A 14,523-nucleotide genomic window follows, 5' to 3' on the forward strand; every position below is an offset into this window, starting at 1 on the left:
TTGGGGATTGAGCAGGTGGTAGGGCGGCAGCTGGTAGATGCCGAGTTCGGGGTTGTCAGTAGAGCTCGGCATAGTGGCGGCACAGGTCGTCGTCGGAAAGGCCCGCCGTCAGCGCCAGTTCGTGGCGCTTCATGGCGAGGTAGGTGTCCAGCAGCGGCTTTGGCAGCTCGGCACAGAGCGCCTCGTCGCGTTGCAGGCAGTCGAGCGCATCGCCGAGGGTCGCCGGCAGGGCCTGGATGCCGCGGGCCTGGCGCTCTTCGTCGCTGAGGCCGTGCGGATCGACATCGGCCAGGGCGCGCAGCGGCAGGCGTCGTTCGATGCCCAGGCGGCCGGCGATCAGCACCGCGGCCATCGCCAGGTGCGGACAGGCGGTGGCGTCCATCGGCCGGAATTCCAGGTTGTACTGCTTGCCCAGCGGCTTGCCGCCGACGCTCACCACCGGGCAGATGCGCAGCGCCGCTTCGCGGTTGCGCAGTCCCAGGCAGGCGTAGGCGGCGCTCCAGTGGTGGGGTTTCAGGCGCAGGTAGGAGGCGGCGGTAGGCGCGGTCAGCGCGCACAGCGCTGGCAGGTGCGCGAGCACGCCGGCGGCCCAGTGCTCGCCGAGTTCGGAGAGATCGTTGGGTCGACCGGGCTCGTACAGCAGCGGGCTGCCGTCGGCATGTTGCAGGCTCAGGTGCAGGTGCACCCCGTTGGTCACCGCGCCGGGTGCCGGCAGCGGTGCGAAGCAGGTACGCAGGCCCATCTGCCGCGCCACTTCGCGAGTGACCTCGCGGACGTTCACCGCGCGGTCGGCGGCGGCCACGCCCTGCGCCGGGCGGCAGGTGACCTCGTACTGGCGCTGGCCGTATTCGGGGAGGAACATCTCCGGCTCGGTGCCAGCCTGGGCCAGGGCGCTGACCAGCCAGCCGGGGAACTGCCCGGCGGCACGCTGGGCCTGCAGCGAAAACGCCGCGGCCGGACGCTCACCGGGCAGGCCGAGCAGGCTGAATTCGTGTTCGAACGCCGCGATGACCTGCAGGCCGCTGTCGCGATAGCGTTCCACCTCGGCCCGCAGCAGGCTGCGCGGGCAGGCCGGCCACGGCGTGCCGTCGGTTTCCACCAGGTTGCCGTGCAGGTAGTCGAGCGCCGGCGCAGCGGCGTCGGGACCCTGCTCGACGCGCACCCGGCTGTTCGGGTCGGGCAGCAGGCGCAGGTCGCCGTGGCTGCCCCAGGGGCTGCTCTCGTCGATCAGGTCCTGCGGGGTCAGCGAGCTGTTCGCCGGTACCCAGCCGCAACCGCTGGCCAATTGCTCCTCCAGGGTCGCCAGGGGCAGCGAACGCCCGCGGGTGATGCCGGCCAGGTCGGTGGTGACGAAGCTGACCAGGCGTACCGGCTGCAGGCGGTTCACAGGTTGCTCCGGCCGAGGGCGGCGATGCGTTGCAGGACGGTCTCGGTGTCGCTGATCCAGCAGTAGCCCTTGATCGCTTCCAGGCAGGCCTGGTGGCGTTCCGGGGTATGGGTGGCGCAGGCATCCTCGACCAGGGTGACCAGGTAACCGCGGTCGGCGGCATCGCGCACGGCCATGTCCACGCACTGGTCGGTGACCACCCCGCAGACGATCAGGTGGCGGGTGCCGAGGTTGCGCAGTACGTAGTCGATGGCGGTGGAGTTGAAAACGCCGGAAGAAGTCTTCGGCAGCACGATCTCGTTGGCGGTCGGCTCCAGGGCGTCGATCACCCTGGCGTCCGGGCTGCCCTTGGGCAGGTGCATCTCCGACAGCTTGTGATCCAGCGAGCGGTCGCGACCATCGGCGGTGAGGCTCTCGATGACGGTGTGCAGGACGTTCTCGTCCACTGCGCGCATGGCCCTGAGCAGGCGCTGCTGGTTGGGGATCACCTGGTTCTGCACGCGCTCGTAGAAGTAACCGGCTGCCTGCGGATCGACGTGCGGGTCGCGCCCCGGCTCGACCCAGGCACGCTGCATGTCGACGAACAGGATGGCGGTCTGCCGGCGGCCGAATGGCAGGTCGCGCGGCGAGTGGTGGGGCAGGCTGAACATCGGGTCATTCCTCCAGAATATGACTGCTGAACGCGTTGCGGAGCTGGTCGATGCCCTCCAGGCGTTCGTCGAGCGGCGCGCCCATGCGCGCCACCAGGGTCGCTACCAGTGCCTCGACCTGGGCCATGGCCGGCACCAGCGAGTCGAAGGGCGAGGCGGATTCCACTGGCGAACTGACGATCAGGTCGGCGTGTTCGCGCAGCGGCGAGGCGTAGATGTCGGTGAACAGCACCAGCCGTGTGCCGCGTGCCTTGGCGGCCTGGGCCACGTGCTGGGCCTGGCTCTGGTAGCGGCGATAGTCGAACAGGACCAGCAGGTCCTGGCGGCCGAGGTCGTAGAGCTGGTCGGGGAGCAGGGCGCCGTCGTCGAGCAATCGGCACTGCGGGCGCAGCAGGCGCAGATGGGTGACCAGGTAGCCGGCGAGGAAACGGCTGAAGCGTCCGCCGTGGCAGTGCACGCGCAGGCGGCTGTCGAGCAGCCAGTCGGCGAGGCGCTGGATGTCATCGGGGCGGGTCAGGCCGAGGGTCTGTTGCAGGCTCTGGCCAGCCTGGTCGAGGTAGCGCGCCCAGGTGTCGTCGCGGCCCATCCGCTCGCGGCGTTCGGCGAGCAGGGTGCGTGGCGAGCGCAGGCGGTCGTCGACGTCGGCCAGCAGCGCTTCCTGGAAGTCGCCGTAGCCGGCGAAGCCGAGCTTTTTCACCAGGCGCATGATCGTCGGGTCGCTGACTCCGGCGTGCCGGGCCAGGCGCGTCATCGGACCGAGGCCGAGGCGCGGGTAGTCATCGAGCAGGGCACGCACTACCTTGCGCTCCGCGGGCGTCAGTTCGGCGGGCGGGGAGGCCAGGCGTTGTTTTAGTTCTTGCATGGGGCATCCTCGAAGGTGGGTCGATTGTGTAGTGAATTTTTCAGATTGTTCAATATGTGACGGAATGTTTTTTTCACTACATTTCCCGCAAACGGCCGAATGACCTCTGTTGTGGTACGGCAGGCAGACGTACGGCGGGGACGGAAACGAAAAAGCCCGGTCGAAGACCGGGCTTTTTCCAGGGGCGGTTACGCGGCTTGGCTCAGAACGCCGGTACCACCGCGCCTTTGTATTTCTCCTGGATGAACTGCTTGACCTCGGCGCTGTGCAGGGCCTTGGCCAGCTTCTGCATGGCGTCGCTGTCCTTGTTGTCCGGCCGCGCGACGAGGATGTTCACGTAGGGCGAGTCGCTGCCTTCGATGGCCAGCGCATCCTTGGTCGGGTTCAGCTTGGCTTCCAGGGCGTAGTTGGTATTGATCAGCGCCATGTCGACCTGGGTCAGCACGCGCGGCAGGGTCGCGGCTTCCAGTTCGCGGATCTTGATGTTCTTCGGATTGTCGACGATGTCCTTCGGCGTGGCGGTGATGCTCTTGTTGTCCTTGAGCTTGATCACCCCGGCCTTGTCCAGCAGGAGCAGGGCGCGGCCGCCGTTGGTGGCGTCGTTGGGAATCACCACGGTAGCGCCGGAAGGCAGTTCGTCGAGCTTCTTGTACTTGCTCGAGTAGGCGCCCAGCGGCTCGATGTGTACGCCGGTCACGGCGACCAGGTCGGTGCCCTTGGCCTTGTTGAACTCATCGAGGTACGGCTGGTGCTGGAAGAAGTTGGCGTCCAGGCGCTTTTCCGAGACCTGCACGTTCGGCTGCACGTAGTCGGTGAACTCCTTGATCTTCAGGTCCACGCCTTCCTTGGCCAGCAGCGGCTTGACCACGTTGAGGATCTCCGCGTGCGGCACCGGGGTGGCCGCGACGGTGAGGGACTCGGCGGCCTGGGCGGCGGTGAGGCCGAGCGCCGCGACAGCGGAGAAAGCAGCAAGCAGTTTTTTCATCTTCAACTCCTTTCGAGGTGTTCCTGGCGGCTGTGGATAACCGCGGCGCTCAGGGTTTTGGGCTTGGCCGGCAAGCTTACTTGCGCGAGAAGTGCACCACCAGCTTGTCGCCCACGGTTTGCAGAATCTGGACGAGGATCAGCAGCATCACCACCGTGACCACCATCACGTCGGTCTGGAAGCGCTGATAGCCGAAGCGGATCGCCAGGTCGCCCAGCCCGCCGGCGCCGACCACTCCGGCCATCGCGGTGTACGAGACCAGGGTGATGGCGGTGACGGTGATGGCGGCGATGATGCCCGGCCGGGCTTCCGGCAGCAGGGCGTTCCAGATGATCTGCCGGGTGCTGGCGCCCATCGCCTGGGTTGCCTCGATGATGCCCTTGTCGACCTCGCGCAGCGCGGTTTCCACCAGGCGCGCGAAGAACGGCGTGGCACCCACCACCAGCGGCGGGATGGCCCCGGCGACGCCCAGCGAGGTACCGGTGATCAGTACGGTCAGCGGGATCATCACGATCAGCAGGATGATGAACGGCAACGAACGGAGGATGTTCACCACTAGCGAGAGCAGGGTGTAGACCGCCTTCTGCTCGAACATCTGCCGTGGCCCGGTAAGGAACAGCAGGACGCCGAGGGGCAGGCCGAGGACCACTGTGAACAGCAGCGAACCGCCGAGCATCCAGAAGGTGTCGACGCTGGCCAGCCAGATTTCGTACCAGTCGATGTTGGCGAAGCTCATGGTTTCGAAGAAGTCCATCAGCGCAGTACCTCCACATGTACGTCAGCGGCGTTCAACTGGCTCATGGCGGCTTCCAGGTCACCGCCGACCAGGGCCAGGGTCAACTGGCCGTAGGGCGTGTCCTTGATGCGGTCGATGCGTCCGGAAAGGATGCTGTAGTCGACCCCGGTCTGCCGCGCCACGGTGCCCAGCAGCGGCGCATAGGTGGCTTCGCCGCGGAAGGTCAGGCGCAGGATGAGACCCGGCACGTGGGCGAAATCGTCGTGGCGCTCGTCCTCGTCGACTCGTTCGGCCTCGAACACGAAGCGGCGGGTGGTCGGGTGCTGCGGATGGAGGAAGACATCGGCGACATCGCCCTGCTCGACGATGGCGCCGCCGTCCATGACCGCGACCTGGTCGCAGACACGGCGGATCACGTCCATCTCGTGGGTGATGAGGACGATGGTCAGCTTCAGCTCGCGATTGATTTCCGCCAGCAGTTGCAGGACCGAGGCGGTGGTCTGCGGATCGAGGGCGCTGGTGGCCTCGTCGCAGAGCAGGATGCTCGGCCGGCAGGCCAGGGCGCGAGCGATGCCGACGCGCTGTTTCTGTCCGCCGGAGAGCTGGGCCGGATACTTGCGCGCGTGGTCGGACAGGCCGACCCGCGCGAGCAGCTCGGAGACCCGCGCATCGACTTCGGCACGGCTGAAGCCGCCGGCCAGGCGCAGGGGCATGGCGATGTTGTCGGCGACGGTCTTCGAGGACAGCAGGTTGAAGTGCTGGAAGATCATCCCGACGCGCTGGCGGAAACGGCGCAGGCCTTCGGCGTCGAGGGCGGTGACGTCTTCGCCCTCGACCAGGATGCGGCCGCCGCTGGGCTCCTCGAGGCGGTTGATCAGGCGCAGCAGGGTGCTCTTGCCGGCACCGGAATGGCCGATCAGGCCGAAAATCTGCCCGGCCTGGATGTTCAGGCGGGTCGGTTGCAAGGCGGGGATTTCCCGACCGGCAACTCGATAGGTCTTGTGGACGTCGTGGAATTCGATCACTGGGCGAACCTTGTGGGTGCGGCGATGCTGTTACGGCTGGAGCACGGGCTTGGCGGGAAGCATGGGCGGTCAGCTAAACCGAGCATTTTACCTTGCTTTCTTATGCATTATTAATATTTATTGGTGATGAAAAATCATTAAAATGGAATAAGCGTCTGGTGCGCTCCCGACAAGCGCTTTCTGCTGCGGCCGGGGCAGGACCGGTCTCAATTCCGGGGGGTAAGTATCAATCGGGTTGGCTTGTCGGCCTGTACGACATGGCTGAGATGCAGGTCGAAATCGGGTGAGAGCTTCTTCACCCGCGCCAGGAGCTGGTCGGAAACTAGCGGATAGTCGCTGTCCCGGCGCACTTCGATATGCACCCTGCAACGGTAGGCGACGACATCCGCGGCCACCGCGTCGAGCACCGCACCGAGGCCGCCCTGGCCGGTGCCGTCGAGCATCGGCAGGGGCACGGCGCTGCTGGCCGCTTGCGGATCGATCAGGTGGGGAGCGCCGGGCAGCGGCTTCAGCTCGCCGCCGGGCGGCGTCTGGATGATCTGCTGCATCTGCTGCTGGGCCGCCTGCTGCATGCGTCGGGCCTGCTCGGCGCGGGCGGGATCGACCTTGGCGCGGTTGATCGCACCGTCCAGCCCGGCGGTCAGCGCCGGCGCTTTGGGCATCAGTCCGCGGGCATGGCCGAGGGCGCTGGTGGCGGTGTTGAGGTCTCCTTGACGCAGCGCGGTTTCCCCGCGCTGCATGTAGGCCTCGGCCAACTGGCGGCGGAACGCTTCGACGCGCTCGTCGCCGGCGGCTGCGCTGCGCAGGGCCAGCCATTGTTGCTCGGCCTGTTCGAGCTTGCCGGCGGCCAGGGTTTGCTGCAGTTCGGCATAGGGATCGGCGGGCTGCGCCTGGGGCGCGACCACCGGCGTCGGTTGCGACGACGCATTGCCCTGGCAGGCGCTGACCAGCAGCGCCGCCGCCAGGACGGACAGCAGGCGAAAGAAGGACGACATCATTCCTGCGGGTTCTCGTTTGGTCAAAAAATCGCCAGATTCTACACCGTGCGGCGGGGCAGGACAAAACTCAGCAGGAACAGGCCGGCGGCGCTGACCACGATTGAGGGGCCGGCGGGGGTATCCTTGAACCAGGACAGGGCCAGGCCGGCGCACACCGCGACCAGTCCCAGCAGGCTGGCGCCGACCGCCATCTGCTCGGGACTGCGGGCATGGCGCTGGGCGGCGGCGGCGGGAATGATCAGCAGCGAGGTGATCAGCAGTACGCCGACGATCTTCATCGCCACGGCGATGACGATGGCGATCAGCAACATCAGCGCCAGGCGGATCGCTCCGACCGGCAGGCCTTCCACCTTCGCCAGTTCCTCGTGCACGGTGATCGCCAGCAGCGGCCGCCAGAGGAAGCAGATCAGTGCCAGGACCAGCGCGCTGCCGGCGATTATCCACAGCAGGTCGCTGGCGCTTACCGCCAGCAGATCGCCGAACAGGTAAGCCATCAGGTCGACCCGCACTTCCTTCATGAAGCTCAGGGTGACCAGGCCCAGCGACAGGGTGCTGTGGGCGAGGATGCCCAGCAGGGTGTCGGCGGCCAGCGGCTGGCGCTGCTGCAGGGTCACCAGCAGCACTGCGAGCAGCACGCAGCCGACGGTCACAGCCAGGGTCGGGCTGACATCGAGGAGGAAACCCAGGGCTACCCCGAGCAGTGCGGCGTGGGACAGGGTATCGCCGAAATAGGCCATCCGCCGCCAGACCACGAAGGAGCCCAGGGGGCCAGCCACCAGGGCCAGGGCGAGGCCGGCGAGGAGGGCGTTGAGCAGGAAGTCAGCCATGGTTGCAGTCGGGGCCGTGCTTGTGGACAGGAGTGAAGCGGGTGCCTGGAGGCAAGGCGCCGGGACCGGCCTTGACCACCTCGCCGTGGAGGTCGTGGGCGTGGTCGTGATGGTGGTGGTAGATCGCCAGGCTGCGAGCGTCCTGGCCGAACAGCTCGACGAAGGCCGGGTCGCCGCTGACCTGCTCGGGGTGCCCTGAGCAGCAGACATGGCGGTTCAGGCAGACCACCTGGTCGGTGGCGCTCATCACCAGGTGCAGGTCGTGGGAGACCATCAGCACACCGCAGCCGTAGCGGTCGCGCAGTTTGCCGATGAGGCGGTAGAGTTCGGCCTGGCCGGCGACGTCGACGCCCTGCACCGGCTCGTCGAGCACCAGTAGCTCGGGCTTGCGCAGCAGGGCGCGGGCCAGCAGCACGCGTTGCAGTTCGCCACCGGAAATGCTTTGCAGCGGGCGCTCCAGCACGTGCGCCGCGCCGACCTCGCGCAACGCCGCCAGCGCCTGCTCGCGCCTGACCCCGGGTACCAGGCGGAGGAAGCGCAGTACGCTGAGCGGCAGGGTGGCGTCGACGTGGAGTTTCTGCGGCATGTAGCCGATGGTCAGCCGCGGCCGTCGCCAGACCTCGCCGACGTGCGGCTTGAGCAGGCCGAGCACGCTGCGTACCAGGGTGGTCTTGCCGGCGCCGTTGGGGCCGATCAGGGTGACGATCTGGCCGGGCTCGATGGCCAGGTCGACATCGCTCAGCACCGCCTGGCCGTTGAAGGACACGCCGACCTGGGTCAGCCGCACCAGCGCGTTGTCCATCAGGCGTCCTTCTGGTCCCGGCAGGTGCCGCAGAGGCCGACCACCTCGACGGTCTGGCTTTCAACGGCGAAGCCGACGCTGTTCGCTCCGGCGACGATGGCCCGGCTGATATCCGGCTGTTCCAGCTCGATCGCGGTGTGGCAGGTGCGGCAGATGAGGAACTGGCCCTGGTGGCTGTGCTCCGGGTTGTTGCAGCCGACGAACGCGTTGAGCGAGGCGATGCGGTGCACCAGGCCGTTCTCCTGGAGGAAGTCCAGCGCGCGGTAGACGGTCGGCGGCGCGGCGCGGCGGCCGTCGGTTTCGCTGAGCACCGCGAGGATATCGTAGGCCCCCAGCGGCTTGTGGCTCTGCCAGACCAGCTCCAGCACGCGCCGCCGCAATTCGGTCAGGCGTACGCCCTGGCGCGCGCACAGCGCATCGGCCTCGGCCAGCGCGGTGCTGACGCACTGGCTGTGGTCATGGGGCTGGCAGGCCAGCGGGGTCTTGGGCGCAATCTTGTACATGGGCTGCGACGCTCGAGGGTAGAGACGTTATTATATTACCCGCTAACCACCTTTCATGTGAGTGCCGCCGTGACCCTGCGTCCCTTTGCCCTGCTGTCCGCCTGCTTCGCCCTGTTCCTGCTGGCTTCGCCGGCGCGCGCCGAGGTCAGCGTGATGACCAGCATCAAACCGCTGCAACTGGTCGCCGCGGCCATCCAGGACGGCGTCGGCCAGCCGGACGTACTGCTGCCGCCGGGCGCCTCGCCGCACCAGTACGCCCTGCGTCCTTCCGACGTACGGCGGCTGCGCGAGGTGCAATTGTTCTACTGGATCGGCCCGGACCTGGAAAACTTCCTGCCCAAGGTGCTCGCCGGCCGCCAGGGCGCCAGCGTCGCGGTGCAGGACCTGCCGGGCATGCACCTGCGCAAGTTCGTCAATTTCGAGGAAGAGGAGCATGCCGGGCACGACGAGCACGACCATGACCATCGTCCCGGCATGCTCGACGCCCACCTCTGGCTGTTGCCGGCCAACGCCCGCACCATCGCCGCGCGGATGGCCGAGGACCTGGCCCAGGTCGACCCGGCCAACGCCGGGCGCTACCGGGCCAACCTGAAGGCCTTCGAGGAGCGCCTCGGCGGGCTCGACGGCAAACTCCGCGAACGCCTGGGCAAGCTTGCCGGCAAGCCTTTCTTCGTCTTCCATGAAGCCTTCGACTATTTCGAGGAAGCCTACGGGTTGCGCCATACCGGCGTGTTCGCGGTATCCGCGGAGGTCCAGCCGGGAGCACGCCATGTCGCCGCCATGCGCGCCCAACTGAAGGCCGCCGGTCCGGCCTGCATCTTCAGCGAGCCGCCGCTTCGACCGCGGCTGGCCGACACCCTCAGCGAAGGCCTGCCGGTGCGCCTGGCCGAACTGGACGACCTGGGCGTGAACGTGAGCGTGGACGCCAACGGCTATGAGAATCTTCTGAACAACCTGGCAGGCGAATTTGCCGGCTGTCTGGAAAAGCTCTGAAAACCCGTGACTGATGGCCGCGCCCTCTTGCGCGCGGCGTCCCGATGACTAAGGTTGTCTGTTGCTGCCTGACACAAGATATTGATTCCCGTCAGGTACGGATAACTAGATGTTGCGTACGGTGGCCGGCTTCGGACGCCCCAACAACCATCGGGAGGTTAATCAGCGGATGGCCAAGACAGACGCACGCAGTCCCCGCACCGAACGCGGGACCATCGCCCTGCAGGACGCGTCGCAGGATATCTGGGACAAGAAGTACCGGCTCAAGAGCAAGGACGGTACGCCGGTGGATGCCAGCGTCGACGGTACCTGGCAACGCGTCGCCCGCGCCCTTGCCGATGTCGAGGACAAGGCCTCCCGCGAACACTGGTACGGGCGCTTCCTCTGGGCCCTGCGCAACGGCGCCATCCCGGCCGGCCGGATCATCTCCAACGCCGGCGCCCTGGGGCACAAGCCGGCCACCTCGACTATCAACTGCACCGTGTCCGGAACCATCCAGGACTCCATGGACAACATCCTCGAGAAAGTCCACGAGGCCGGCCTGACGCTCAAGGCCGGCTGCGGCATCGGCTATGAGTTCAGCACCCTGCGCCCGCGCGGCGCCTACGTTTCCGGTGCCGGTGCCTACACCAGCGGGCCGCTGTCGTTCATGGACATCTACGACAAGATGTGCTTCACCGTCAGCTCCGCCGGCGGCCGCCGCGGCGCGCAGATGGGCACCTTCGATGTCAGCCACCCGGACGTCCGCGAATTCATCCGCGCCAAGCGCGAGGACGGGCGCTTGCGCCAGTTCAACCTGAGCCTGCTGATCACCGACCAGTTCATGCAGGCGGTGGAACAGGACGCCGACTGGCCGCTGGTATTCCCGGTGCACGTGAAGGAGCGCGACGAGATCGACCTCGACGACCCCAACGCGGTGGTCTGGCGCGAATGGCCGATCCAGGACGACTACGTCCAGCGCGCCGACGGGCTGGTCGCCTGCAAGGTCTACGGCCAGGTCCGCGCCCGCCACCTGTGGGACATGATCATGGTCTCCACCTACGACTATGCGGAGCCGGGCTTCATCCTCATCGACCGGGTCAACGAACTGAACAACAACTGGTGGTGCGAGGCGATCCGCGCCACCAACCCCTGCGGCGAGCAGCCTCTGCCGCCGTACGGCTCGTGTCTGCTCGGCTCGGTCAACCTCACCTGCTTCGTCGAGCAGCCATTTGGCGACGAGGCGCGCTTCGACTGGGACCGTTTCCGCGAAGTGGTGCGGGTGTTTACCCGGATGCTCGACAACGTGGTGGAAATCAACGGCCTGCCGCTGGAACAGCAACGCCAGGAAATCCTTGGCAAGCGCCGGCATGGCATGGGCTTCCTCGGCCTGGGCTCGACCCTGACCCTGCTCAAGCTGCGCTACGGCAGTCCCGAGGCCTGCGTATTCACCGAGGAAGTGGCGCGGGAAATGGCCCTGGTGGGCTGGGAAGTGGCCCTGGAGCTGGCCAGGGAGAAGGGCCCGGCGCCGATCCTGGCGCAGGACTACGAAGTCACTGCGGAAATGCTTCGCAAGCGTCCGGAAATGGCCGCCGATGGCTATAAGGCCGGCGACCGCATCCGCGGCAGCGTGCTTCACGCCAAGTATTCCCGCTACATGCAGCGGGTCGCCGAACATGCTCCGGAACTGATCGAGGCGTTGGCTGAAACCGGCGCGCGCTTCACCCACCACAGCTCCATCGCGCCGACCGGGACCATCAGCCTGAGCCTGGCCAACAATGCCTCCAACGGTATCGAGCCGAGCTTCGCCCACCATTATTCGCGCAACCTTATCCGCGAAGGCCGCAAGACCAAGGAAAAGGTCGAGGTCTACAGCTACGAGCTGCTGGCCTACCGGACCCTGGTCAACGCCCAGGCCCTGCCGGACAGCGACGACCCGGCGCGACGCCTGCCGGACTACTTCATCACCGCCGACAGCGTCACCCCGGCGCAGCACGTGGACATCCAGGCGGCGGCGCAGAAGTGGGTCGATTCGTCGATCTCCAAGACCGCCAACGTGCCCACCGACTACCCGTTCGAGGACTTCAAGGACATCTACCGCTACGCCTGGCACCAGGGACTCAAGGGCTGCACCACCTTCCGCTTCAATCCCGAGGCGTTCCAGGGCGTGCTGGTCAAGGAGTCCGACCTGGAGAAGACCCGCTACCGCTTCGAACTGGAGGACGGCAGCGTGGTGGAGTTCAAGGGCAACGAGCAGGTCGAGTACGACGGTGAGATCCATACCGCCGCCAACCTCTTCGACGCCTTGAAAGAAGGCTATTACGGCAAGTACTGAGGCCGGGGGAATCGATATGTCAGCAGTCAAGATCACGCAGAAGATCAAGGGCTTCAAGGTCGTCAACGAAGCCGAGGAGCAGGCCCTTGCCGCCGCCGCGGAAGCCGCGTCGGTGGTGCAGATGGACGAGACCCTGGAGCGCCCGGATACCCTGATCGGCGCCACCTACAAGATCAAGTCGCCGCTGTTCGAGCACGCGCTCTACGTGACCATCAACGACATGGTCCTCAATGCGGGCACGGCGCACGAGCAGCGGCGTCCCTTCGAGATCTTCATCAACTCGAAGAACATGGATCATTTCCAGTGGATCGTCGCACTTACCCGCATCATGTCCGCGGTTTTCCGCAAGGGCGGCGACTGTACCTTCCTTGTCGAGGAACTCAAGGCGGTATTCGACCCGCGCGGGGGCTACCTGAAGAAAGGCGGCATCTACATGCCTTCCATCGTCGCCGAGATCGGCGGCGTGCTGGAGCGCCACCTGACGGCCATCGGCCTGTTGCGTGGCCCTGAACTGGACGAGGAACAGCGTCTTTTCCTCGCGGAAAAACGCGCCGCCTACGAGGCCGCCCAGGGCACCAGCAAGGTCGAGCCGGGCGAAGGCTTCCCCGCCGGCGCGCAACTGTGCGGCAAGTGCAACAGCATGGCGGTGGTACAGATGGACGGCTGCGCCACCTGCCTCAACTGCGGACACTCGAAATGTGGGTGAGCCCGTTCAAAACGCATGCGTTTTGAACGGGCGAACGACCGGCCAGGATGGCCGGGCCGGGGGTGGGCTGAACGACGAGGCCTCGACAGGATGTCGGCTCGGCCTCACCCAAGACGCCGAACCGCATGCGTTTTGAAGGGCGAACGACCGGCCAGGATGGCCGGGCCGGGGTGGGCTGAACGACGAAGCCTCGACAGGATGTCGGCTCGGCTTCACCCCAGACGCCAAACCGCATGCGTTTTGAAGGGCGAACGACCGGCCAGGATGGCCGGGCCGGGGGTGGGCTGAACGACGAAGCCTCGACAGGATGTCGGCTCGGCCTCACTCCAAGACGCCGAACCGCATGGTTTTTGAAGGGCGAACGGCCGCAGGACGGCTGTGCTCCTGTGGTTCCTGCCTACAACGCAAACGGCAAATGAATCTCCACGTTCTGCCGTTGCGCCAGGCGCATCTCGAACTCCGCCGGATCATGGATCAGCACGTCCTGTCCGGCGAACGCCTCGGCGGCGATCAGTCGCGACAGCCAGAAGCGCACGCAGGCGACCCGCAGCATGCTCGGCCAGTGCTCGGCTTCCAGCGCGGTGAACGGCCGGCGGTTGGCGTAGGCGGCGAGCAGGGCGCGGGCGCGGGCCGGGTCCAGGCTGCCGTCGGTATTGGAGCACCAGTCGTTCAGGGTGATCGCCAGGTCGTAGAGCATCCAGCCGGAGCAGGCGTTGTAGAAGTCGATCAGGCCGGCCAGGTGCGGGCCGTCGAACAGCACGTTGTCGCGGAACAGGTCGGCATGCAGGTTGGCGCGCGGCAGCGCTGGACGCTCGGCATCCAGCGCGGCGATCTCCGCCAGGGCCGGGGCGAGCAGGGCGCGGGCCTGTTCCGGTAGTCGCGGGGCGAGGTTGGCACCTTGTTCCAGCATCCAGGGCAGGCCACGGTCGCTCGGGCGTTCGAGGATGCGCCCGCGGGTGGCGGCGTGAAGGTGGCCGAGCAGATCGCCCACTTCCTGGCAGTGGTGGGCGTTCGGCTGCCGCTCGTGGCGGCCGGCCAGGCGCGGTTGCAGCAGCGCCGGCTTGCCTTCGAGACGGCGCAGGGCCTCGCCGTCGCGGGTGCGCAGGGCGTAGGGCACCGGCAGGCCGTCCTCGTGGAGCACGTCGAGCAGTTCGATGAAGAACGGCAGGTCCTGCACCGGGCCGCGCTCGACCAGGGTCAGGACGAACTCGCCGTGTTCCAGGCTGACGAAGAAGTTGCTGTTCTCGGAGCCTTCGGCGATGCCACGGAAATCCCGCAGGCGGCCCAGGTCGTAGGGGGCGAGGAAGGCTTCCAGGGTCGAGCGTTCGAGTGGGGTGAACACCGACATGTCAGCGCGGCCTCGCCAGGTTGGAAATGCACATCACCAGCTGAAGATCTCCCATTGTGGAATCAGCTTGTCCGGCTGGTCGGAGCGAATGAAGTTGCCATCGCTGCCGTCGGCGCGGACCAGGAAATAGGGTTTGCCATGCTTGGGAACCACCTTGATGGCGTAGAGGAAGCCATTCACGCGGTATTCCTGGATGGTCTTGTCGCCCTCCTGGCGGATGGTTACGTCGGGCTCGCCGGAGGGCGCGTCGTCATCCGCCGCCATCGCGACGAGCGGGGCGAACGCCAGCAGTCCGGCGAGCATCAAGCGGTTCAGCGTACGCATGGTAACCTTGCTCCTTTATCGAATCGTCCAGGGTTCATTCTACACGCCCTGGTCTCCGGAAAA

At 66.6% G+C, this 14,523-nt stretch carries 15 protein-coding genes; 3 read left to right on the plus strand and 12 right to left on the minus strand.

Annotation, left to right across the window (positions count from 1 at the left end):
- Positions 1-55: 55 nt before the first annotated feature.
- The 10 genes from ACTJJX_RS13555 to zur all read right to left on the minus strand — a co-directional run bounded on the left by ACTJJX_RS13555 (position 56) and on the right by zur (position 8,775).
- Complete coding sequence (locus ACTJJX_RS13555; protein WP_003099720.1) at positions 56-1,387, minus strand: glutamine synthetase family protein; 1,332 nt, start codon at positions 1,385-1,387, stop codon at positions 56-58.
- A complete protein-coding gene (locus tag ACTJJX_RS13560) occupies positions 1,384-2,037 on the minus strand; it encodes an isochorismatase family cysteine hydrolase (RefSeq protein WP_003099724.1) in 654 nt (217 codons plus the stop codon). The genes ACTJJX_RS13555 and ACTJJX_RS13560 overlap by 4 nt, the downstream gene beginning before the upstream one ends.
- Positions 2,038-2,041: 4 nt before the next feature.
- Positions 2,042-2,899, minus strand: coding sequence for a transcriptional repressor QapR (gene qapR / locus ACTJJX_RS13565; protein ID WP_003099726.1), 858 nt, complete (start codon positions 2,897-2,899; stop codon positions 2,042-2,044).
- Positions 2,900-3,101: 202 nt separating this feature from the next.
- Entirely contained in the window at positions 3,102-3,884 is a 783-nt protein-coding gene (locus tag ACTJJX_RS13570) for a MetQ/NlpA family ABC transporter substrate-binding protein (protein ID WP_003097007.1), read from the minus strand.
- A gap of 76 nt (positions 3,885-3,960) precedes the next feature.
- The gene (locus ACTJJX_RS13575) at positions 3,961-4,638 is read right to left on the minus strand and encodes a methionine ABC transporter permease (protein WP_003097004.1); all 678 of its coding nucleotides are present in this window, start codon (positions 4,636-4,638) and stop codon (positions 3,961-3,963) included.
- On the minus strand, positions 4,638-5,645 hold the full coding sequence (locus tag ACTJJX_RS13580; protein ID WP_003097002.1) for a methionine ABC transporter ATP-binding protein: 1,008 nt from the start codon (positions 5,643-5,645) through the stop codon (positions 4,638-4,640). Before ACTJJX_RS13580 ends, ACTJJX_RS13575 begins: the two co-directional genes overlap by 1 nt.
- 206 nt (positions 5,646-5,851) lie before the next feature.
- Complete coding sequence (locus tag ACTJJX_RS13585) at positions 5,852-6,640, minus strand: PA5502 family lipoprotein (RefSeq protein ID WP_003122325.1); 789 nt, start codon at positions 6,638-6,640, stop codon at positions 5,852-5,854.
- A gap of 41 nt (positions 6,641-6,681) precedes the next feature.
- Positions 6,682-7,470: a zinc ABC transporter permease subunit ZnuB gene (gene znuB / locus ACTJJX_RS13590; protein WP_003096998.1), complete on the minus strand. Its 789-nt coding sequence runs from the start codon at positions 7,468-7,470 to the stop codon at positions 6,682-6,684.
- Complete coding sequence (gene znuC / locus ACTJJX_RS13595; protein ID WP_003099732.1) at positions 7,463-8,272, minus strand: zinc ABC transporter ATP-binding protein ZnuC; 810 nt, start codon at positions 8,270-8,272, stop codon at positions 7,463-7,465. Before znuC ends, znuB begins: the two co-directional genes overlap by 8 nt.
- Entirely contained in the window at positions 8,272-8,775 is a 504-nt protein-coding gene (gene zur, locus ACTJJX_RS13600) for a zinc uptake transcriptional repressor Zur (protein WP_003096992.1), read from the minus strand. The genes znuC and zur overlap by 1 nt, the downstream gene beginning before the upstream one ends.
- A 69-nt stretch (positions 8,776-8,844) precedes the next feature.
- Between zur and ACTJJX_RS13605 the strand changes: the two genes are divergently transcribed.
- The 3 genes from ACTJJX_RS13605 to ACTJJX_RS13615 all read left to right on the plus strand — a co-directional run bounded on the left by ACTJJX_RS13605 (position 8,845) and on the right by ACTJJX_RS13615 (position 12,788).
- Positions 8,845-9,768 (plus strand): zinc ABC transporter substrate-binding protein, encoded by a 924-nt coding sequence (locus tag ACTJJX_RS13605; protein ID WP_003118453.1) that lies wholly within the window; start codon positions 8,845-8,847, stop codon positions 9,766-9,768.
- Between the two features lie 109 nt (positions 9,769-9,877).
- Entirely contained in the window at positions 9,878-12,082 is a 2,205-nt protein-coding gene (locus ACTJJX_RS13610; RefSeq protein ID WP_003122328.1) for an adenosylcobalamin-dependent ribonucleoside-diphosphate reductase, read from the plus strand.
- A 16-nt stretch (positions 12,083-12,098) separates the two neighbouring features.
- Positions 12,099-12,788 (plus strand): TSCPD domain-containing protein, encoded by a 690-nt coding sequence (locus ACTJJX_RS13615; protein ID WP_003096987.1) that lies wholly within the window; start codon positions 12,099-12,101, stop codon positions 12,786-12,788.
- A 397-nt stretch (positions 12,789-13,185) separates the two neighbouring features.
- Here ACTJJX_RS13615 and ACTJJX_RS13620 read toward each other — a convergent pair whose 3' ends face one another.
- Both ACTJJX_RS13620 and ACTJJX_RS13625 read right to left on the minus strand, forming a co-directional pair.
- Positions 13,186-14,136, minus strand: coding sequence for a homoserine kinase (locus ACTJJX_RS13620; protein WP_003102827.1), 951 nt, complete (start codon positions 14,134-14,136; stop codon positions 13,186-13,188).
- Positions 14,137-14,169: 33 nt separating this feature from the next.
- The gene (locus ACTJJX_RS13625) at positions 14,170-14,460 is read right to left on the minus strand and encodes a DUF2782 domain-containing protein (RefSeq protein WP_003096984.1); all 291 of its coding nucleotides are present in this window, start codon (positions 14,458-14,460) and stop codon (positions 14,170-14,172) included.
- Positions 14,461-14,523 lie beyond the last annotated feature (63 nt).

Origin of the sequence: Pseudomonas sp. 22490, assembly GCF_052044465.1 — a bacterium.
Lineage (GTDB): Bacteria > Pseudomonadota > Gammaproteobacteria > Pseudomonadales > Pseudomonadaceae > Pseudomonas > Pseudomonas aeruginosa.